Source organism: Acidovorax sp. BL-A-41-H1 (assembly GCF_051942715.1).
Map to the genome: position 1 here is coordinate 937744 of NZ_JBPVJQ010000006.1, position 19686 is coordinate 957429.

The 19686-nt window shown below is 67.3% G+C and carries 15 protein-coding genes and 1 tRNA gene; 8 read left to right on the forward strand and 8 right to left on the reverse strand.

All coding sequences use genetic code 11. The annotated features are described in order from the left end of the window. Positions 1 to 92 precede the first annotated feature (92 nt). The 3 genes from ACTPOI_RS17550 to ACTPOI_RS17560 all read left to right on the forward strand — a co-directional run bounded on the left by ACTPOI_RS17550 (position 93) and on the right by ACTPOI_RS17560 (position 3025). Complete coding sequence (locus tag ACTPOI_RS17550; RefSeq protein ID WP_440111099.1) at positions 93 to 941, forward strand: DUF2189 domain-containing protein; 849 nt, start codon at positions 93 to 95, stop codon at positions 939 to 941. After that, positions 938 to 1150: a DUF2788 domain-containing protein gene (locus tag ACTPOI_RS17555; RefSeq protein WP_440111101.1), complete on the forward strand. Its 213-nt coding sequence runs from the start codon at positions 938 to 940 to the stop codon at positions 1148 to 1150. The genes ACTPOI_RS17550 and ACTPOI_RS17555 overlap by 4 nt, the downstream gene beginning before the upstream one ends. An 81-nt stretch (positions 1151 to 1231) precedes the next feature. Further along, entirely contained in the window at positions 1232 to 3025 is a 1794-nt protein-coding gene (locus tag ACTPOI_RS17560; RefSeq protein ID WP_440111103.1) for a mechanosensitive ion channel family protein, read from the forward strand. Between the two features lie 91 nt (positions 3026 to 3116). Here the strand turns inward: ACTPOI_RS17560 and ACTPOI_RS17565 are convergent, their stop codons facing one another. The 8 genes from ACTPOI_RS17565 to hpnC all read right to left on the reverse strand — a co-directional run bounded on the left by ACTPOI_RS17565 (position 3117) and on the right by hpnC (position 12747). Next, a complete protein-coding gene (locus tag ACTPOI_RS17565; protein WP_440111105.1) occupies positions 3117 to 4166 on the reverse strand; it encodes a tripartite tricarboxylate transporter substrate-binding protein in 1050 nt (349 codons plus the stop codon). Between the two features lie 57 nt (positions 4167 to 4223). Then, positions 4224 to 5633 carry a sensor histidine kinase N-terminal domain-containing protein gene (locus ACTPOI_RS17570; protein WP_440111107.1) on the reverse strand — a complete coding sequence of 470 codons (1410 nt, stop codon included), beginning with the start codon at positions 5631 to 5633 and terminating at the stop codon, positions 4224 to 4226. A 31-nt stretch (positions 5634 to 5664) separates the two neighbouring features. Beyond that, on the reverse strand, positions 5665 to 6339 hold the full coding sequence (locus tag ACTPOI_RS17575) for a response regulator (protein WP_291517769.1): 675 nt from the start codon (positions 6337 to 6339) through the stop codon (positions 5665 to 5667). Between the two features lie 209 nt (positions 6340 to 6548). Continuing rightward, complete coding sequence (locus tag ACTPOI_RS17580; RefSeq protein WP_440111109.1) at positions 6549 to 7559, reverse strand: Bug family tripartite tricarboxylate transporter substrate binding protein; 1011 nt, start codon at positions 7557 to 7559, stop codon at positions 6549 to 6551. 142 nt (positions 7560 to 7701) lie between these two features. Next, positions 7702 to 9063: a hydroxysqualene dehydroxylase HpnE gene (gene hpnE, locus ACTPOI_RS17585; protein ID WP_440111111.1), complete on the reverse strand. Its 1362-nt coding sequence runs from the start codon at positions 9061 to 9063 to the stop codon at positions 7702 to 7704. An 11-nt stretch (positions 9064 to 9074) separates the two neighbouring features. Continuing rightward, positions 9075 to 9914 (reverse strand): presqualene diphosphate synthase HpnD, encoded by an 840-nt coding sequence (gene hpnD, locus ACTPOI_RS17590; protein WP_440111113.1) that lies wholly within the window; start codon positions 9912 to 9914, stop codon positions 9075 to 9077. Between the two features lie 185 nt (positions 9915 to 10099). Then, positions 10100 to 11506, reverse strand: a complete 1407-nt coding sequence (locus ACTPOI_RS17595) for an L-serine ammonia-lyase (protein WP_440111115.1) — start codon at positions 11504 to 11506, stop codon at positions 10100 to 10102. Between the two features lie 335 nt (positions 11507 to 11841). Then, positions 11842 to 12747 (reverse strand): squalene synthase HpnC, encoded by a 906-nt coding sequence (gene hpnC, locus ACTPOI_RS17600; protein WP_440111117.1) that lies wholly within the window; start codon positions 12745 to 12747, stop codon positions 11842 to 11844. Positions 12748 to 12925: 178 nt separating this feature from the next. Between hpnC and ACTPOI_RS17605 the strand changes: the two genes are divergently transcribed. The 5 genes from ACTPOI_RS17605 to clpP all read left to right on the forward strand — a co-directional run bounded on the left by ACTPOI_RS17605 (position 12926) and on the right by clpP (position 19664). Next, entirely contained in the window at positions 12926 to 14146 is a 1221-nt protein-coding gene (locus ACTPOI_RS17605; protein WP_440111121.1) for an efflux RND transporter periplasmic adaptor subunit, read from the forward strand. Positions 14147 to 14155: 9 nt separating this feature from the next. Then, entirely contained in the window at positions 14156 to 17350 is a 3195-nt protein-coding gene (locus ACTPOI_RS17610) for an efflux RND transporter permease subunit (RefSeq protein WP_440111123.1), read from the forward strand. 98 nt (positions 17351 to 17448) lie between these two features. After that, positions 17449 to 17535: transfer RNA gene (locus ACTPOI_RS17615), tRNA-Leu, on the forward strand. Between the two features lie 75 nt (positions 17536 to 17610). Continuing rightward, complete coding sequence (gene tig / locus ACTPOI_RS17620; protein ID WP_440111125.1) at positions 17611 to 18924, forward strand: trigger factor; 1314 nt, start codon at positions 17611 to 17613, stop codon at positions 18922 to 18924. A 131-nt stretch (positions 18925 to 19055) separates the two neighbouring features. Further along, positions 19056 to 19664 carry an ATP-dependent Clp endopeptidase proteolytic subunit ClpP gene (clpP, locus tag ACTPOI_RS17625; protein WP_069103119.1) on the forward strand — a complete coding sequence of 203 codons (609 nt, stop codon included), beginning with the start codon at positions 19056 to 19058 and terminating at the stop codon, positions 19662 to 19664. Positions 19665 to 19686 lie beyond the last annotated feature (22 nt).

Sequence of the window (19686 nt, forward strand, 5' to 3'; positions counted from 1 at the left end):
GTCGTAGATCAAGACTTGCGCGCGACACCCGCCCGGGCGCTTGATCGCGCCCACTGATCGCGTCAGACTCACCCGTCCCCTCACACCCCGCCATGCCCCGCAACACCATCCACCTGCCCACGGTCCGTTCCATAGGGCTCATGCAGCCCCTGACCTGGCTGGTGCTGGCGTGGCGCGACATGGCACGCGCGGGCTGGATCAGCTTTGCGCACGGCTTTGCGCTGTCGCTGTTTGGCGCGGTGATCTTTGCCGTGGGGTACCACCGCTTCTGGTTTCTGGCCGGTGCCCTGTCGGGCTTTCTGGTCATTGCGCCTGTGCTGGCCACCAGCCTGTATGCCCTGAGCCGCGCCCTGGAGCGCGGGGAACCCGCCAACCTGGGCGTGGTGCTCAAGACCTGGGCCAACTGGCAAAACAGCCACGTCAACAAATGGGGCAACGACTACTGGTGCATGGTGCAGTTCGGCGCGCTGCTGGCGCTGGCGGCCACGGGCTGGGTGGTCACCTCGGCGGCGCTCATCACGCTGCTGGCGCCGGTGCCGATCGAGACGCCGGTGGATTTTCTGCGCCATGTGGTCATGGCGCGTGATGGCTGGCTGTTCGAACTCTGGCTCGCGCTGGGCAGCCTGATGGCCGCGCCCATTTTTGCATCCAGCGTGGTGGCCATGCCCCTGCTGCTGGACCGCCGCGCCACGCTGCTGCAGGCCGTGCTGACCAGCTGGCAGGCAGTGCTGGTCAACCCGCTGCCCATGGCGTTCTGGGCGGCCCTCATCCTGGGCTTTACGCTGCTGGGGCTGGGCTCGCTGCTGCTGGCGCTGATCCTCATCATGCCCATGCTGGGCCATGCCAGCTGGCACGCCTACCGCGACCTGGTGGACCCTTCAAGCCTGCCGGAGCGCGAGGCCGCGTCACCGCCAGTGACTCGACCCGGAGCGGCACCGTGATCTTCGGCTTTACCGAGGCGCAGATCTCGGGTTTTTTCCTGACCTATGGCGTGGGCGCGTTCATTGCCTACATGCTGTTCATCATTGGCCAGCTGGCATGGGAGTCCAAGGCCGGGCGCTTTGGCACCTTTGTGCTGTTTCTGGGGCTGGGTGTGGGCTTTCTGGGCTTTATCGCCAAGGTCATCATCCAGTGGTGGCTGGAAAAATAAGCAATAGGGTACTGCTTACATCCGGTATCTTCGGTGCTTTTGGTGCCCATGCACGAGGAGCGGAGCCCGGTGACGCTGTTGATGAAACTGCCCTTGCGCGCGGGTTGCGGCCCGTGGATGTGCTGGCTGCTCGCGGCCCTGACGCTGGCCATTTTGCCGCTGCGCCACGCAGCAGCGCAGGGCCTTGAAAGCCCGGCCGCGCCGCCCGCTGCGTTGACTGTGGCGGCGGCTGGGCCTGCCGCCCCTGCCGCCTCCCCGGGTGCCGTCGCGCCGCATGTGCCGTCCGAAGACGCTGCCGCCGTGCTCTGGCTGCAGCAGCGCCAGGTGATGACCTTCCGCGCCACTTTGCTGGGCGACACCCCGGCCGACCGCGCGCGGCTGGCGCAGGCGGCGCTGGAAACCGCGCTGGCCCTGCCCGGTGACGGCGTGGTCACGCGCACGCCGCTGGTCGATGCCGTGCGCTTCGAGCTGCATGGCACCACGCTGTTCTTCATGGTGCCGGGCGACCTGTCGGTGCTGCGTGCCGCCAGCCAGATGGACGCGGCTTCGCTCAACGTTTTGCAAAAGCTCAACCTGGCGGTGGCCGAGTACCGCGAGGCACGCGACCCGCGCCGCATGCTGTGGGCCACAGCCAAAGCCCTGGCGGCCACGGTGCTGGCGGGGGTGCTGGTCCGGCTGGTGTTTGTGCTGCGCAGGCGCGCCGTGGTGCGGCTGCAGTCGGGGCTGGCACAGCCGGCTGCGAGCGGCAGCACGGCGCGGCGCGTGCTGGCCACCTACCTTGCACACACCGCCTCGGCCATCCGCATGGCGGCCAGTGCCGTGAGCTGGGCGGTGGTGGTGGTGCTGGTGGACGCGTGGGCCATCTACGTGCTGCACCAGTTTGCCTACACGCGTCCGTGGAGCGAACGCTCCACCGCCTGGGTCCTGGGCGTGGTCAAGGACCTGGCGCTGGGCATTGCCAGTGCCATACCGGGCCTGCTGGTAGCCGGGCTGATCTTTGTGATGGCGCGCCTGGCCGCCCGCGCCACGGCGGCCGTGCTTGACCGTGTGCAGCGCGGCGAGGTGCGCTATGCCTGGCTGGATGTGGACACAGCCCTGCCCACACGGCGCCTGGCCACGGTGCTGATCTGGCTGTTTGCGCTGGTCATGGCCTACCCGTACCTGCCGGGGGCCGGCAGCGAGGCGTTCAAGGGGCTGTCGGTGCTGGTGGGCCTGATGATCTCGCTGGGCGCATCGAGCGTGGTGGGGCAGGCGCTGTCAGGGCTGAGCCTCATGTATTCGCGCTCTTTGCGGGTGGGCGAATACATCAAGGCGGGTGATACGGAAGGCACTGTGGTGGGGCTGGGCATGTTCACCACGCGCATCCATACCGGCATGGGCGAAGAGGTGAGCGTGCCCAACAGCGTGATGTTCAGCCAGCCCATCCGCAACTTTTCGCGGCTGGTGGAAGACGGGCACTTTGTGCTGCACACGTCCGTCACCATTGGCTACTCCACCCCCTGGCGGCAGGTGCACGCGATGCTGCTGGAAGCCGCTGCGCGCACCCCGTCGGTGGCCACGCATCCTGCGCCGTATGTCGTGCAGACGGCGCTGTCGGACTTTTATGTGGAGTACCGGCTGTGTGCCCAGAGCACCAAGAATGCGCCCCGCCGCCGCGTGGAGGCCATGAACGAGCTGCATGCCAATGTGCAGGACGTGTTCAACGAAAACGGCGTGCAGATCATGTCGCCGCACTACATGGCCGACACGGCCGAGCCGCAGGTGGTGCCACCGGGGCCGTGGTCGCCGCCGGCCGCGCGGCCACCGGTGCAACCTGCATCGGTGGCAGGCAACGCTGCCACGGTGCCCTTGGCTGCAGAACGCCCGCAGGGTTGACCGTGGGCGGCACCGCGCAATGGCCGCGCGGCCCGCACGGCACACGGTGCCCGTAGCAGCGCCGTCAGTGCACCCGGCACGCTAGCGCTGGCTACTTCGGCCAGGTACGCAGGCCCAGATCCTGTGCCAGCTGCCGGTATTCCGTCAGGCTGCGCTGCACAAAGTCTTGCAGCGCGGCCCCGCTGAGCGCAAACGGGTACAGCCCCAGCCGCTCGCACAGCGCAGGGTAGCCGGGCGCGGCCTGGGCCTCTTGCAGGGCGGCGGTCCACGCAGCGGCCGCTGTATCGGGCACGCTGGCGGCCATGTACAGGCCGCGCACGGTGCTCCACACCAGGTCCACACCCTGCTCACGCGCCGTGGGCACCTGGGCCATGCGGCCTGGTAGCCGCTCGGCCGACAGCACGGCCAGTATGCGCACAGGCATGTCTTGCGAAAGGGCCTTGCTGGCCTCGGCCGCATCGCCGGTGAAGACGCCCACATGCCCGCCGCGCAGCGCCTTCAGGGCCTCGCCACCACCTTCGAACGACACAAAGCGCATGCGCTTGTGGTCTTGCCCGGCTGCCCGCACCAGCAGGGCCGCCTTGATCCAGTCCTGGCTGCCCAGCGTGCCGCCGGCGCCAAACACGACCCGCGACAGATCCTTTTGCAGGGCCGCCACCACGTCCTGCAGGCGGCGGTGAGGCGAGTCGCGGTGCACGGCCACCACGCCGTAGTCGTTGCCCAGGGTGGCAATCCAGCGCACGGCCGATGCCGTGTGCGGGCCGAAGCGGCCCTGCGCGATGTTGAGCAGCGAGCCGCTGGAAAACGCGACCAGCGTGCCCGGCCCGCCCAGCCGCCCGGTGGCCGCCTGGTCAAACGCCACGGCACCGATGCCGCCGGGCAGATAGCGGGTGCGCAGCGGTTCGCGGCCGGGGCGCACGGCCTGCAGGGCCTCGGCCACTACGCTGCAGGTCAGGTCAAAACCGCCGCCGGGGCGCGCCGGGGCCACGCATTCGGCCGGGCCGGTGGTCGCATCGGCCAGTGCCTCTCTGGGGCGTACCGATGGCGGTGCCGGGCTGGCAGCACGCGCCCATTGCGAGGCAGCGGCAGTGCCGGCGCAGCAGGCCAGTGCAAGCAGTGCGTGGCGGCGGTGGTGGGCCATGGCGGTGTGTGTACGTGTCTGAAATGGGTGTGCCGGACAGGTGTGGGCTCTCGCGGCTCAGGGCCTTGGCCACCACAGTATGGCCCGCAGGCCGGGGCCGTCATCGCGTGCCTGCAGGCGCAGGCTGCCGCGGTGCCGCTCGGCAATCGACCTGGCAATGGCCAGCCCCAGGCCCGAGCCCCCCGCCGTGGCCTGCGAGCCGCGGCGGTAGCGCTGGCCCAGCGCGTCGCGTTCGTCCGGGCTCAGGCCGGGGCCGTTGTCTTCCACGCTGATGCTCCAGCCCATGCTGTCGCTGGCGGCGCACACGGTGACGGTGCCGTGCTCGGGCGTGTAGGCAATGGCGTTGGCCGCCAGGTTGGTCAGCGCCTCGCGCAGCAGCCCGCTGTCGGCAATGGCCTGCAGATCAGCCGTGGCGGCGTGGATGCCAAAGTCAATCTGCCGCTGCCGTGCCTGGGGTAGCAACTGCAGCGCCACCGCGCGCAGCAGCTCGGCCAGGTCGCACGGGGCCAGGTCCACGGCGGCGGTGTCGCTGCGGCCCAGGGCCAGCAGCTGCTGGGTGCTGCGCGTGGCGCGGGCAAGCTCGCTGCCCATGGCGTCCAGTGCCTGCCGAATCTGTGCGGGGTCGTCCTCGCGCCGGGCGTAGTCGGCCTGCATTTGCAGCGTGGTCAGGTGGGTGCGCAGCTGGTGCGATGCGTCGTCCAGAAACTGCCGCTGCTGCGCCACCAGGTCTTGCGTGCGCGCCATTTGCTGATTGACCGCATCGACCAGCGGGCGCACTTCGGCGGGCAGGTCGGCGTCGGCCAGCGGTGTCATGTCGTCGGGGCTGCGGGTGCGCACGCCCTGTGCCAGCCGTGCCAGCGGGCGCAGGGCAAACGCCAGCATGGCCGCGGTGCCCAGCACCATCAGCGCCAGCACCAGCGCATCGCGCCGCGCCGCCCGCTGCACGAAGTGGGCGGTGAACTCCTGCCGCGAGCGCGTGCTTTCTGCCACCTGTACCAGCACCGTGCGCTCGGGCGTGGCCGGGTCGAGTGCACGGCGGTAGGCGGCCAGCCGCACCGTCTCGCCAAAGTAGGTGGCGTCGTAGAACAGGGGCACGCCCGCGGCCAGCGGTGCGGGGGGCAGGGGCAGGTCGGCGTTGCCCAGCTCCACCAGCCCGTCGGATGACGCCACGCGGAAGTACACGTTGCCGCTGGCGGTCAGCTCAAAGAACTCGAGCATGGTGTAGGGCAGCTCGACCGACAGCCCGCCCGAGCTGCCCGAGATGTTGGCGTCAATCGACTTGAGCGCGCCCAGCAGCGACCGGTCGTACGCCGCATTGGCGGCGCCCAGCGCATCCTGCCGCGTCATCCACAGCTCGATGCTGGTGACCGCCACCAGCAGTGGCAGCAGCAGCCATGCCAGCAGCTGCCACAGGCTGGCGCGGCGCAGGCGGCGGGTCAGGCGCACGGTGCGGGCTCCGCTGCCCATGCGGCACGGTGTATTCGGCGGTGCGGGCTGATCACGCCGGGCCTCCGGTCTCCAGCGCGTAGCCCAGGCCCCGCAGGGTGGTGATGCGCACGCCACTGCCATCAAGACGCTTGCGCAGGCGGTGCACAAACACCTCCACCGCTTCCGGGTGCACGTCTTCATCGTCCGGGAACACGCGATCCAGGATCTGCTGCTTGGAAAACGGCTCGCCACTGCGCTGCACCAGCACGCGCAACACAGCCTGCTCGCGCGGCGAGAGCGACAGCGGCTCGCCGTGCAGCACAAACTGCCGGCGCGCGCCGTCGTACACCAGCGGGCCGCAAGCCAGCCGCGGGTGATCGCTGCCGCGCGCGCGGCGCACCAGGGCCTGCAGGCGCGCCTCCAGCTCGGCCAGCTCGAACGGCTTGGCCAGGAAGTCGTCCGCACCCGCATTCAGTGACTGCACCCGCTGGTCCAGCGAGTCGCGCGCGGTGAGGATGAGGGCGGGCAGCCGCTGGTCGCGCGCGCGCAGCCGCTGCAGCACGGCATGGCCATCCAGCCCGGGCAGGCCCAGGTCCAGCACCAGCGCATCGTGGTCGTTCTGCTGCAAGGCCCGGTCGGCCAGCCGGCCGTCGTTCACCCACTCGACCTGGATGCCCGCATGCTCCAACGCCCGGCTCAACCAGGTGCCCAGGTGGTGGTCGTCTTCAGCCAGAAGGATGCGCATGGGGGGATGCTACTGTTTGTGCGGCGTAGCGCTTTTTTCCGATCGCGCAGTTCAGCGCGGTGCGTTTGTGCCAGCAGCGGGCCTGCGAAAACGCCCTCCCCATGCCAGGCAGCCGTGCAAGGGCCGCCCCGCTGCACTGGCTGCGTCCCCCTTCCCGACTCGCGTAGCGGGTCGAGAGAAAGGGGGAAGACGCGAAGCGGCTCAGGGGGTTAATCAGGTTTCACCTTCGCGCGCAACAGCACCTTCTTCCAACGCTCCTGCTCGGCCGCAATGAACTGTGCGAACTGCGCAGGCGTGCCGCCGATGGCTTCGGCCGCGTCTGCGTTCAGGCGCTCCAGCGATGCGGGGGCCTTGACCGCCTTGGCAGTCTCCGTGGCCAGCTTGTCGAGGTTGGCGGCGGAGATGTTGGCGGGTGCCATCATTCCGTACCACTGCGTCATCTCGAAGCCGGGGAAGCCCTGCTCAGCCACAGTGCCCACGTCGGGCAGCTGCGGCAGGCGCTTGGCCGAGCCGGTGGCGATGCAGCGCACCTTGCCCGACTTGATGAACGGCAGCACCGCAGCCGCACCCACGGCAGATGCTTCAAGGCGGCCTGCGAGCAGGTCGGTCATCATGGGGCCGGTGCCGCGGTAGGGCACGTGCAGCATGAAGATCTCGGCCGTCATCTTGAGGTATTCAAACGCCAGGTGGCCTGCACTGCCGTTGCCTGCCGAGCCGTAGCTCAGGCGGCCGGGGTTCTTCTTGACGTATGCGATGAACTCCTTGAGGTTCGTGGCGGGCACGTCGGGGTGCACCACGTACAGGCTGGGCACCTTGGCCAGCAGGCTCACGGGCTTGAAGTCCTTGTTGGCGTCGTAGGGTAGCTTGTCGAAGATGAACGGGTTGACCGCCAGCGTGCCGATGTGGCCCAGGATCAGCGTGTGCTGGTCTTCCGCACGCGCCACTTCCGACATGGCAATGTTGCCGGCCGCGCCGGGCTTGTTGTCCACATAGACGCTTTGGCCCAGGGTTTTGGACAGCTCGGCCGCGGTGGACCGGGCCACGATCTCCGAGCTGCCGCCCGGCGCAAACGGCACGACGAAGCGCACGGATTTCGCGGGCCATGCGGACTGGGCCGAGGCCGCTGCGGGCAGCAGGCCGCCCAGGGCGAGTGCGCCGCTGGCGCCCAGCAGCTGGCGCCGGCTCGGGTTCAGGAAGTGGGGTGTGTGGTCTGCAGGCATGGGGTGTCTCCGAGATATTGGAATAGGGGCGCGCGGGCGGCATGCCCCGCGTCCTGGGAGCCCATGCTGCCCAAAGCCAGCTTTCGGAATGCTGTCAGTCACCGGATTTCCCGGCAACCGGTTGCTGACGGGGTCAGCGGGATCAGGCAGTGGCAGATGCGCCGACGCTGCGCGCCACGGCCGTGCCGCTCAGCACCGCACCTTCCAGCGTGGCCGGATAGGGCCCGTCCACATAGTCGCCGCAGGCCGCGAGCCCCTGCAGCACATGCATGGCGGGCCGCTGCAGGCCGGGCGTGCAGGCAAAGGTGGCACGCTTTTCCACCACGGTCTGCACGGGCTGCAGCGGCGGCAGGCCCAGTTGCACCGTGGCCTGCTGCAGCACCTGCTGTCCGATGCTGGCGCGGTCGCCCTGGCTGGCGCTCACCACAAAGGCCAGCAGGCCGTGCTGGCCGTCCAGCTGGCCCCGGTCAAACACGAACTGCGCAGGCTGCGTGGCCGAGCTGCGCAGCGCCAGCATGGGTTGCGGCAGGCGCACGCCCACGGCGTGGGCATAGACGGTGGTGATGGCTTCAAAACGCAGCGCACCGGCGCAGGCGGCCCAAGCGCTGGCGGTGCTGACATGGGCTGCATCCGGCGCCTGGCCCACATCCGCCACCAGCCGGGCAGCCTCCCATGAGGGGCAGGCCAGCGTGACGTGATCGAACACGGCAGGCGTTGATGCAGGGCTGTCGGTGCCGGCTGCATCTCGTTTGCATTCCAGTGCCCAGCGCCCCCCTGCCAGCGGCTGCAGCGCCTGCACACGCTGGCCGGTCAGCACCTGCCCGCCGCGCTGCGCCAGCCACTGCGCTGCCGCCTGCGGGAACAGGCTGCCCAGGTCCACGCGCGGCAGCAGCAGGTTGGAGCCGCCCCGACCGCTGAAAAGGCTGTCGCGCAGTACCCGCAGAAACACCTGGCCGCTGGCCTGGGTGGCCGGGGTGTTAAGGGCCGACACGCACAGCGGGTCGATGAACTCGGCCATCAGGCGCGGGGTGAGAGGAGCGCAGAGCGTGGCCACCGATGTGTCCGCGTCGCAGCGGAACCCGCGCAGCTGCCAGGCTGTGGCTGTGCGCAGCAGCGCCAGCTTGTCGACCCAGCCCCAGCCCTTGGCGCGCGCAATGCCCAGCAGGGCATCGAGCGGCGGCGGCAAATCGGGCAGACGCAGACCTTGGCCGTCGGGGAACTGCAGGGTGAGCGGCAAGCGCAGCAAGGCTGCATCGGGGTTGACGCCCACGAGCCGCATCAGGCGCAGGCTTTCGGTGTAGGCGCCAATGAGGATGTGCTGGCCGTTGTCGAGGGTGGCGGGCGCGCCATTGGGCAGCACGCCCGGCACGGCGCGCGCGCGGCCGCCCAGGGTGCGGGCGGCTTCCAGCACCGTAACCTTGTGGCCGGCCTCGGTGTGCGCAATGGCTGCGGCCATGCCGGCCCAGCCTGCGCCCACCACGGCCACGTTCGCGGCGACCTGCATGGGGCGGGTCACTACATCCTGCCCAGCGCCTGCAGCTTCCAGGCCAGCCAGAACTTGCGCAGCGGCGTGAGCTTGATGCGCTGGTGCAGCACCTGGAAGTTTTCGTGCTCGATCTCGCGCAACAGCGTGCGGTAGATGCTGGCCATCATCAGACCGGGCTTTTGGGTGCGGCGGTCGGCGTCGGGCAGCATGGCCAGCGCCTGGTCATACAGGCCGTGTGCGCGCTCGGCCTGAAAGCGCATCAGGGCGGTGAACCGGTCTGAATACGTGCGCTTCAGGATCTCGTGCGCCTTCACGTCGAACTGCTGCAGCTCGCTCACCGGCAAGTAGATACGGCCCAGCATGGCGTCTTCGCCCACGTCGCGGATGATGTTGGTCAGCTGGAACGCCAGGCCCAGCGTGTGCGCGTATTCGGTGGTGCGCGGGTCGGTCTGGCCAAAGATGCGCGCCGCCACTTCGCCCACGATGCCCGCCACCAGGTGGCAGTAGCCTTTGAGGCCCGCAAAGTCCAGGTAGCGCGTCTGCTCCAGGTCCATCTGGCAGCCGTCGATGACGGCCTGCAGGTGGCGCTGCTCGATACCGTATTCAGTGGTGTGTGGCATCAGCGCCAGCATCACCGGGTGAGTGGGCTGCCCGGCAAACGACTTGGCCACTTCGCTCTGCCACCACGCCAGCTTGGTGCGGGCCACACCGGCATCGCTTACCTCGTCCACCACATCGTCCACCTCGCGGCAGAACGCATAGAACGCCGTGATGGCCGCGCGGCGCGGCGCGGGCAGGAACAGAAAGGCGTAATAGAAGCTGCTGCCCGAGGCCACGGCCTTTTGTTGTACGTACTGCTGCGGTGTCATGGGGCGGGATTGTCCCATGGCACACCGGGGCAGGCGGTATGGCGGGTTTTGAGGTTTTTTTGGCCGCTAGCGCACGTGTTGATTGCACTTATAGCTATTGAATAAATAGCAAATGCTCCTGGAGCTGTGGCTTGGTACACGGCACTACCTCGCCGCCGCGCTGGCACGCTGGCAGTGCGGCCCCGTCAGCACTCCACCACGTTCACCGCCAGGCCGCCGCGCGAGGTTTCCTTGTATTTGCTCTTCATGTCGGCGCCGGTCTGCATCATGGTCTTGATCACCTTGTCGAGCGAGACCACATGCTGGCCGTCGCCGCGCAAGGCCATGCGCGCGGCGTTGATGGCCTTGATGGCGCCCATGGCATTGCGTTCGATGCAGGGGATCTGCACCAGCCCGCCCACCGGGTCGCAGGTCATGCCCAGGTTGTGCTCCATACCGATCTCGGCCGCGTTCTCGATCTGCTCGGGCGTGCCGCCCATCACCGCGGCCAGGGCCCCGGCGGCCATGGAGCAGGCCACGCCCACCTCGCCCTGGCAGCCCACTTCGGCGCCGGAAAGCGATGCGTTTTCCTTGTAGATGAGGCCGATGGCGCCTGCGGTGAGCAAAAAGTCGGCAATGCCGTCTTCATTGGGCTTGTGCGTGCCCTGGATGAAGTTCACGTAGTAGTGCAGCACGGCCGGGATGACGCCCGCTGCGCCGTTGGTCGGGGCTGTGACGACGCGGCCGCCCGCAGCGTTTTCCTCGTTCACGGCCATGGCGTACAGATTCACCCAGTCCAGCATTGACAGCGGATCGCGCAGGGCGGCCTCGGGCGCGCTGCTGAGCTGGTGCTGCAGCTCGGCGGCGCGGCGGCGCACCTGCATGGGGCCGGGCAGGTGGCCGGTGCTGGCACAGCCGCGCCGCACGGCCCCGGCCATGGCCTGCCAGATGGCCATGAGCTGGCGGCGCACCTCGGCGCTGCTGCGCCAGTGCTGTTCATTGGCGGCCATCACCTTTGCGGGCGAAAGGCCTGTGGCCTGGCACTGCGCCAGCAGCTCGGACCCGGTGCGAAACGGGTGCGGCAGCCCTTGGCCGTGGCCCGCGGTGCCGGGCAGGGCGGTGGCGTGGTTGAGCACCCGCTCGCCGGCTGCATCCACCACAAATCCGCCGCCCACCGAGTAGTACTCGCGCGTTGCCAGTTCGGCACCCGCGGCATCCAACGCGTGAAAGCACATGCCGTTGGGGTGCAGCGGCAGGCTTTTGCGGCGAAACAGCAGGTGTTCCTTTTCAGTGAACGGCACGCGGTGCTGGCCCATCAGCAGCAGCGAGCCGCTGGCGCGGATATCGGCAATGACGGGCGCGATCTGGTCGGGGTCGATGCGGTCGGGCTCGTGACCGGCCAGGCCCAGCAGCACGGCCTTGTCGGTGCCGTGGCCCACGCCCGTGGCCGAGAGCGAGCCAAACAGCTCGACCGTCACGCTGTGCACTGCCTGCAGCCCCAATGCATCCTGCAAGTGGCAGGCAAACTGGCGCGCCGCAATCATGGGCCCCACGGTGTGCGAGCTGGAGGGGCCGATACCGATCTTGAAGAGGTCGAAAACGCTGACGGGCATGGTGGCGGGGTCGGCCGGTACCGACAGGGGTGCAACAAAGAAAGCCTCGCCCGGCGGGTGGCCGGGCGAGGGCGGTAGTCCGCGGCACGGGGGGATGACCCGTGCGTTGAACCTGGCGGCCGCGAGGCTAACTGCCGATGGGCGCGCGGCGCATGCTCGCAATCCCTTGCCGGCCAGTGACGGGCCTGGCGACACGCCATGGATGGGACTGCCGCGTGCTATCTAATTGATAGCATTGAGGGCAATAAATACAAGCGCTAGCGCCAGATTTGACTCAAAAAACAGCCCGGGCATCCCCCGGAAGGCTGCCGCCGCTTGCTGCCCATGAATCTTTCTTACATGACCACCGCGCGGGCCAGCATCGCGCACCAGTCCCAGGCGTGCAGGCGCGGGCGGGTGTGCAGGCTGCCGCCGCGCAGCGCCTCGACCTTGTCGAGGATGCGCAGGCCGCCTTGCACCACCAGGCGCAGTTCCCACCCGGCGCGGCCGGGCAGGCGGTGCACCAGGGGGGCACCGCTTTCCATCAGGGTGCGTGCCCAGCGGGTGCAGTCGGCAATCAGCCGCATGTTCTGGGGCGTGCTCTGCAAGGCTTGCAGCTCGGCCTGGCAGGCGCCGTGGGTCACGCAGTCGGCACGCGGCAGGTAGTGGCGGCCGCGCGGGATGTCGACCGAGAGGTCCTGCCAGAAGTTGATGAGCTGCAGCGCCGTGCAGATGGCGTCGCTCTGCGCCAGGGCCTGCGCATCCGTTACGCCATACAGGTGCAGCAGCAGGCGCCCCACAGGATTCGCCGAGCGGCGGCAATAGTCCAGCAGCTCGCCCCGGTCCAGGTAGCCCTCGGCGTCGCGCGTCTTGTGCACGTCCTGCATGAAGGCGCTGAGCAGGTCATCCAGCAGTTGCACCGGAAGGTGGTGCGTACGCAGCACCCCTTGCAGGGGCCCGAACACGGCGGCCCAGCGGGGGGAGGGGGAGCGGCCTTCGGCAATGGCTTGCAGGTCTGTACGGTAGGCGGCCAGGTCGTCCAGGCGCTCCTGTGCCGGGGCGTCGCCTTCGTCAGCGATGTCGTCGGCCGTGCGGGCAAAGGCGTAGATGGCCGCGATGGGCTGGCGCAGGTGCGGCGGGCAGAGCACCGAGGCGACGGGGAAGTTTTCGTAGTGCGTCACCGGTGCGGCCTGAACGGGCACCGGTGGGGTGGACGGGGGCGTCGCCGCGGTATCGGGCGTGGGTTTTGCGTGCGGGTTCACGGCCCGATTGTCGCTTGACAAGGTCCAGCGGTTCTCATAGATTACTAACCGGTCAGTCAGTAATCTGCCAACAGATGTTTCACACAAGGGTCCAGGCGGCTTCCTGCCTGCGCACGCGCCAGCCGGTTTCGGGCACGCGTGCCTTGGCTTGTCGCACCCTTCTTTCACCGGATTTCCCATGCGCTCACACCCCGCTTCGCGGTCCTACACACGGCCTTCCAGGTATCTGATCGCGCTGGCAGCGGCGGCCGCCCTGGCCGCATGCTCCCGCCCCGCACCGCCTGAAGAGCCTGTGCGGGCCGTCAAGCTGATGACGGTGGGGGTGGGCGCGATGGAGTCCACGCTGGAGTATTCGGGCGAGGTGCGTGCCCGGGTGGAATCCCGTCTGGGGTTCCGGGTGGCGGGCAAGATTGTGCAGCGCCAGGCCGAGCTGGGCCAGCGCGTGAAGGCCGGGCAGGTGCTGGCCCAGCTGGACCCGCGTGACTACCAGTTGGCCACCGATGCGGCCCGCGCGCAGCTGGCATCGGCTACTACCCAACGCGACCTGGCGGCGGCCGACTTCAAGCGCTACCAGACGCTCAAGGACCAGAACTTCATCAGCGGTGCCGAGCTGGAGCGCCGCGAGGCATCCCTCAAGGCCGCGCAGGCCACGCTCGACCAGGCGCGAGCACAGCTGTCTTCGCAGGGCAATCAGGCGGCCTACACCACGCTGGTGTCGGACGTGGCCGGTGTGGTCACCGGCATCGATGCCGAGCCGGGCCAGGTGGTGTCGGCCGGCACGCCGGTGGTGCGCATTGCCCAGGACGGCCCGCGCGATGTGGTGTTTGCCGTGCCGGAAGACAAGGTTGCACTGATCACCACGGGCTCGGAAGTGGCGGTGCGCGGCTGGGCGGGCGGCCAGGCGCTGACCGGCCGCGTGCGCGAAGTGGCTGCCAGCGCTGATGCGGCTACCCGTACCTTCCAGGTGAAGGTGGCGATTGACGGCGTGCAGGCGCCGCCGCTGGGCTCCACCGTGTACGCCACGCCCAAGGCCCTGAGCCATGCGGGCATCGCAGCCATCAAGCTGCCCACCAGCGCGCTGCGCCAGGAAGGCCAATCCACCGCCGTGTGGGTGTACGACGCCGCCAGCAGCACCGTGAAGTCGCAAGTGGTGCAGATTGCCACGGCAGACGGCAACCAGGCCGTGGTGGCTGCGGGCCTTGCGCCCGGCATGCAGGTGGTGGCCACCGGCGTGCATGTGCTGTCGCCGGGGCAAAAAGTCACGGTTTACCAGCAAAAAGGCGGCCCAGCGCCCGTCACCAAAGCGCAGACAGCTACCAATTCAGTAGCAAACTCTGCCGTGGCTGCGCCCGCTGCAGGCGCCGTACCTGCATCCGCCCCGGCGTCTGCCGCTAACTGAGGCCACGCCATGACGCAAGTACAACCCAAAGAGGGGTTCAACCTCTCCAAATGGGCCCTCGACCATCCGGCGCTGACCCGCTACCTCATGGTCGTGCTGATGCTGCTGGGCTTCGCCGCCTACTTCCAGCTTGGGCAGGACGAAGACCCGCCGTTTACCTTCCGCGCGATGGTGGTGCGCACGTACTGGCCGGGCGCCACGGCGCAGCAGGTGGCTGAGCAGGTGACCGACAAGATCGAGCGCACCCTGCAGGAGGTGCCCTACGCTGACAAGATCCGCAGCTACTCCAAGCCCGGCGAGTCGCAGATCATTTTCCAGATCAAGGATTCGTCGAAGGCCAGCGAGGTGGCCAACGTCTGGTACACCGTGCGCAAAAAGGTGGGCGACATGCGCTACACCTTGCCCCAGGGCATCCAGGGGCCGTTCTTCAATGACGACTTCGGCGACGTGTATGGCGTGATCTACGCGCTGGAGTCCGAAGGCTTCAGCTATGCCGAACTCAAGTCGTTTGCCGACGACGTGCGCCAGCAGCTGCTGCGCGTGCCCGACGTGGCCAAGGTCGAGCAGTTTGGCGTGCAGGATGAAAAGGTCTTCATCGAGATCTCGCAAAAGCGCCTGTCGCAGCTGGGCCTGGACATGAACCAGGTGCTGGCGCAGCTGGGTCAGCAAAACGCCGTGGAAGCCGCGGGTGCCGTGCAGACGCCGCAAGACCAGGTGCAGGTGCGCGTGGCAGGCCAGTTCAACGCCATTGAAGACCTGCGCGCCATGCCGATCCGTGGGCCGGGCTCGGGGGCCGGTGCCGGGGGCGCGCAACTGCGCCTTGGCGACATTGCCGAAATCAAGCGCGGGTATGTGGACCCGGCCACTGTGAAGGTACGCCACCAGGGGCGCGAGGTGATCGCGCTGGGCGTGTCGATGGCCAAGGGTGGCGACATCATTGCGCTGGGCAAGGCACTGCACACGACCGTCGACCGCATCGGAGCTTCGCTGCCCGCAGGGGTAAAGCTGGTCAACGTGCAGGACCAGCCCAAGGCCGTGTCCACTTCGGTCAACGAGTTCGTCAAGGTGCTGATCGAGGCCGTGGTCATCGTGCTGGCCGTGAGCTTTGTGGCCCTGGGGCTGCACAAGCGGCCGGGCAAGCATCCGTTCTACCGCCAGTGGTACATCGACCCGCGCCCAGGGCTGGTGGTGGGCATCACCATTCCGCTGGTGCTGGCCGTTACGTTTCTGGCCATGTGGTACTGGGGCATCGGGCTGCACAAGATCTCGCTGGGCTCGCTCATCATCGCGCTGGGCCTGCTGGTGGACGACGCCATCATTGCTGTGGAAATGATGGTGCTCAAGCTTGAAGAGGGCTACGACAAGGTGCGCGCCGCGACCTTTGCCTACGAGATCACGGCCATGCCCATGCTGACGGGTACGCTGATCACGGCGGCCGGGTTTCTGCCCATCGGCATCGCGAAATCGGTCACTGGCGAGTACACCTTTGCGATCTTTGCCGTGACGGTGATCGCGCTGGTGCTCAGCTGGATCGTGTCTGTCTACTTCGTCCCTTACCTGGGAACGTTGCTACTGCGTGTCCCACCTCATGTGCTGGCTGCGCAGGCCAGCAAGGGCGTGACCGAAGACCCGCACGAGGTGTTTGACAGCGCGTTTTATCGCACCTTCCGCCGCATGGTGGACTGGTGCGTGCAGCACCGCTGGATCACCATCGGCGCGACCGTGCTCACCTTTGCGCTGGGTATTGCGGGCATGGGCAAGGTGCAGCAGCAGTTTTTCCCGGATTCGAGCCGTCCTGAAATTCTGGTGGACATCTGGTTCCCGGAGGGCACGTCGTTTGCCGGCAATGAAGAAGTCACCAAGCGCGTGGAACAGCGCCTGCTGGCCGAGCCTGGCGTGAACACGGTCAGTACCTGGGTGGGTTCGGGTGTGCCCCGCTTCTATCTGCCGCTGGACCAGGTGTTCCCGCAAAGCAACGTGTCGCAGTTCATCGTGGTGCCGCAGGATCTGAAGGTGCGGGAGTCACTGCGGGTGAAATTACCCGCGCTGCTGGCGCAGGAGTTTCCCGAGGTCCGGGGCCGTATCAAGCTGCTGCCCAATGGCCCGCCGGTGCCGTACCCGGTGCAGTTCCGTGTGGTCGGGCCCGACCCGGTGGCGCTGCGCGAACGCGCCGACGAGGTCAAGGCCGAGCTGCGCAAGAGCCCGGACATGCGCGGCGTGAACGATAACTGGAACGAATCGGTGAAGGTGCTGCGCCTGGAGGTGGACCAGGCCAAGGCGCGGGCGTTGGGCGTGACCAGCCAGTCGATCGCGCAGGCCTCCAAGACCATCCTGTCGGGCACGCAGGTGGGCCAGTACCGCGAGGGCGACAAGCTCATCGACATCCTGCTGCGCCAGCCTCTGGACGAGCGCAACGCCATTACCGACATCGCCAACGCTTATCTGCCCACGGCATCAGGCAAGTCGATTCCGCTCACGCAGATCGCCAAGCCCGTGTTCACCTGGGAGCCCGGTGTGATGTGGCGCGAGAACCGCGACTACGCCATCACCGTGCAGGGCGACGTGACCGAGGGCCTGCAGGGCGCTACCGTCACGGCATCGCTGCTGCCGTCGCTCAAGGCCATCGAAGCCGGCTGGCGTTCGGCCGGGCAGGGCGGTTACCGCATCGAGGTGGCTGGCGCGGTGGAGGAAAGCTCCAAGGGCTCGGCGTCGATTGCCGCGGGTATCCCCATCATGCTGTTCATCACCTTCACGCTGCTGATGCTGCAGCTGCACAGCTTCAGCCGCGCCATGCTGGTGTTCCTGACCGGGCCGCTGGGACTGGCTGGCGTGGCGGCGGCGCTGCTGCTGCTCAACCGCCCGTTCGGGTTTGTGGCGTTGCTGGGGGTGATCGCACTCATGGGCATGATTCAGCGTAACTCGGTGATCCTGATCGACCAGATCGAGCAGGACCGCGCCCGCGGCGTGCCTGCCTGGGATGCCATCGTCGAGTCTGCGGTTCGCCGTCTGCGCCCTATCGTGCTGACCGCGGCGGCGGCTGTGCTGGCCATGATCCCGTTGTCGCGAAGCGTGTTCTGGGGTCCGATGGCCGTGGCCATCATGGGCGGCCTCATCGTGGCCACGGTGCTGACGCTGCTGGCTTTGCCCGCGATGTACGCGGCCTGGTTCCGCGTCAAAAGGCCCGAGCCTGAGGTTCTTGCCTGAGGCCGATTCGGGAGGCCTCTCGCATCAGGGTAAAATAGAAGGTTGACCGATTTCATGCAGGCGGCAGCTGTGGTTGCCGCCTGTTTGTTTGTAGAACCGCGCGGGTGGCGAAATTGGTAGACGCACCAGGTTTAGGTCCTGACGCCAGCAATGGTGTGGGGGTTCGAGTCCCCCCCCGCGCACCACCCATGTGAGACTTTGCGGAACACGGCGCTGCTGCGCTGCAGCCAGCACGATCCACATTCATAAGAGGAATAGCCATGGCCGTTACTGTTGAAACCCTTGAGAAGCTCGAGCGCAAGATCACGCTGAGCGTGCCCGTCACCCTGATTCAGTCCGAAGTCGACACGCGCCTCAAGCGCCTGGCACGCACGGTCAAGATGGACGGCTTCCGTCCAGGCAAGGTCCCCATGACCGTGGTGGCCCAGCGCTATGGCTACTCGGTGCAGTACGAAGTGCTCAACGACAAGGTTGGTGAAGCCTTTGCGGTGGCCGCCAACGAAGCCAACCTGCGCGTGGCCGGCCAGCCCCGCATCACCGAAAAGGAAGGCGCTCCTGAAGGTCAGGTTACGTTTGACGCCATCTTCGAAGTGTTCCCTGAAGTCAAGATCGCCGACCTGTCGGACGCTGAAGTTGAAAAGCTGTCGGCCGAAGTGACCGATGCCGCCATCGACAAGACCATCGACATCCTGCGCAAGCAGCGCCGCAGCTTTGCCCAGCGCGCCATGGACGCAGCCGCGCAAGACGGCGACCGCGTGACCGTGGACTTCGAAGGCAAGATCGACGGTGAACCGTTCGAAGGCGGCAAGGCTGAAGACTTCCAGTTCCTGGTCGGCGAAGGCCAGATGCTCAAGGAATTTGAAGACGCAGTGCGCGGCATGAAGTCGGGCGAAAGCAAGACCTTCCCCCTGGCTTTCCCTGCCGAGTACCACGGCAAGGACGTCGCCGGCAAGACCGCTGACTTCCTCGTGACCATCAAGAAGATCGAAGCCGCCCACCTGCCCGAAGTGAACGACGCCCTGGCCAAGTCGCTGGGCATCGCCGACGGCTCCGTGGACGGTCTGCGTGCCGACATCAAGAAGAACCTCGAGCGCGAAGTGAAGTTCCGCCTGCTGGCCCGCAACAAGGCAGCCGTGATGGACGCCCTGGTGTCCAAGGCTGAGCTCGACCTGCCCAACGCCAGCGTGCAAGCCGAAATCGCCCGCCTGATGGAAGGCGCCCGCGCCGAACTCAAGCAGCGTGGCATCAAGGACGCCGACAAGGCCGAGATCCCTGAAGACGTGTTCCGTCCCCAGGCCGAGCGCCGCGTGCGTCTGGGCCTGGTCGTGGCCGAACTCGTGCGCGCCAACGAACTGCAGGCCAAGCCCGAGCAACTGAAGGCTCATATCGACGAGCTGGCTGCCAGCTACGAGAAGCCCGAGGACGTGGTGCGCTGGTACTTCGGCGACCGCCAGCGTCTGGCCGAAGTGGAAGCTGTCGTCATCGAAAACAACGTGACGGAGTTCGTGCTGTCGAAGGCCAAGGTGGTCGACAAGGCGGTGTCGTTCGACGAACTGATGGCGCAGCAGGGCTGATCGGGCCATAGCGGGGCCGTGCGCCTGCCGCCATGGCAGGAGCCGCTCCGCTCAAGCCGACGGGGGCTTGTGCTTTCTGGCACAGGCCCCATTTCATTTCTGGGTACAGTATCTGCTTGTCTGGAGAAAACATGAGCGCATTGGAAACACAAGGCCTGGGCATGGTCCCCATGGTCATCGAACAGTCTGGCCGTGGCGAACGGTCTTACGACATCTATTCCCGCCTGCTCAAGGAGCGCGTGATTTTTCTGGTCGGCCCGGTCAACGACCAGACTGCCAATCTGGTGGTGGCACAGCTGCTGTTCCTGGAAAGCGAAAATCCCGACAAGGACATTTCGTTCTACATCAATTCTCCTGGCGGCTCGGTTAGCGCTGGCATGGCGATCTATGACACGATGAACTTCATCAAGCCCGACGTGTCGACGCTTTGCACCGGCATGGCGGCCAGCATGGGCGCCTTTTTGCTCGCGGCTGGCGCCAAGGGCAAGCGGTTTGCGCTGCCCAACTCCAAGGTCATGATTCACCAGCCATTGGGCGGCATGCAGGGCCAGGCGACCGAAATCGAGATTCACGCGCGCGAGATCCTCAAGACCCGCGAGCAGCTCAACAAGATCCTGGCTGAGCGCACCGGCCAGCCACTGGAAAAGATCCAGCGCGACACCGAGCGCGACTACTTCCTGTCGGCCGACGAGTCCAAGGAATACGGTCTGGTCGATCAGGTGATCAGCAAGCGTTCCTGATAGACCACGAGGGTGGTGCAGC

Coding starts and splice junctions, on each gene's coding strand:
- ACTPOI_RS17550 (WP_440111099.1), top strand. CDS start 93: ATGCCCCGCAACACCATCCACCTGCCCACGGTCCGTTCCATAGGGCTC.
- ACTPOI_RS17560 (WP_440111103.1), top strand. CDS start 1,232: ATGAAACTGCCCTTGCGCGCGGGTTGCGGCCCGTGGATGTGCTGGCTG.
- ACTPOI_RS17565 (WP_440111105.1), bottom strand. CDS start 4,166: ATGGCCCACCACCGCCGCCACGCACTGCTTGCACTGGCCTGCTGCGCC.
- ACTPOI_RS17570 (WP_440111107.1), bottom strand. CDS start 5,633: ATGGGCAGCGGAGCCCGCACCGTGCGCCTGACCCGCCGCCTGCGCCGC.
- ACTPOI_RS17575 (WP_291517769.1), bottom strand. CDS start 6,339: ATGCGCATCCTTCTGGCTGAAGACGACCACCACCTGGGCACCTGGTTG.
- ACTPOI_RS17580 (WP_440111109.1), bottom strand. CDS start 7,559: ATGCCTGCAGACCACACACCCCACTTCCTGAACCCGAGCCGGCGCCAG.
- hpnE (WP_440111111.1), bottom strand. CDS start 9,063: ATGCAGGTCGCCGCGAACGTGGCCGTGGTGGGCGCAGGCTGGGCCGGC.
- hpnD (WP_440111113.1), bottom strand. CDS start 9,914: ATGACACCGCAGCAGTACGTACAACAAAAGGCCGTGGCCTCGGGCAGC.
- ACTPOI_RS17595 (WP_440111115.1), bottom strand. CDS start 11,506: ATGCCCGTCAGCGTTTTCGACCTCTTCAAGATCGGTATCGGCCCCTCC.
- ACTPOI_RS17605 (WP_440111121.1), top strand. CDS start 12,926: ATGCGCTCACACCCCGCTTCGCGGTCCTACACACGGCCTTCCAGGTAT.
- ACTPOI_RS17610 (WP_440111123.1), top strand. CDS start 14,156: ATGACGCAAGTACAACCCAAAGAGGGGTTCAACCTCTCCAAATGGGCC.
- tig (WP_440111125.1), top strand. CDS start 17,611: ATGGCCGTTACTGTTGAAACCCTTGAGAAGCTCGAGCGCAAGATCACG.
- clpP (WP_069103119.1), top strand. CDS start 19,056: ATGAGCGCATTGGAAACACAAGGCCTGGGCATGGTCCCCATGGTCATC.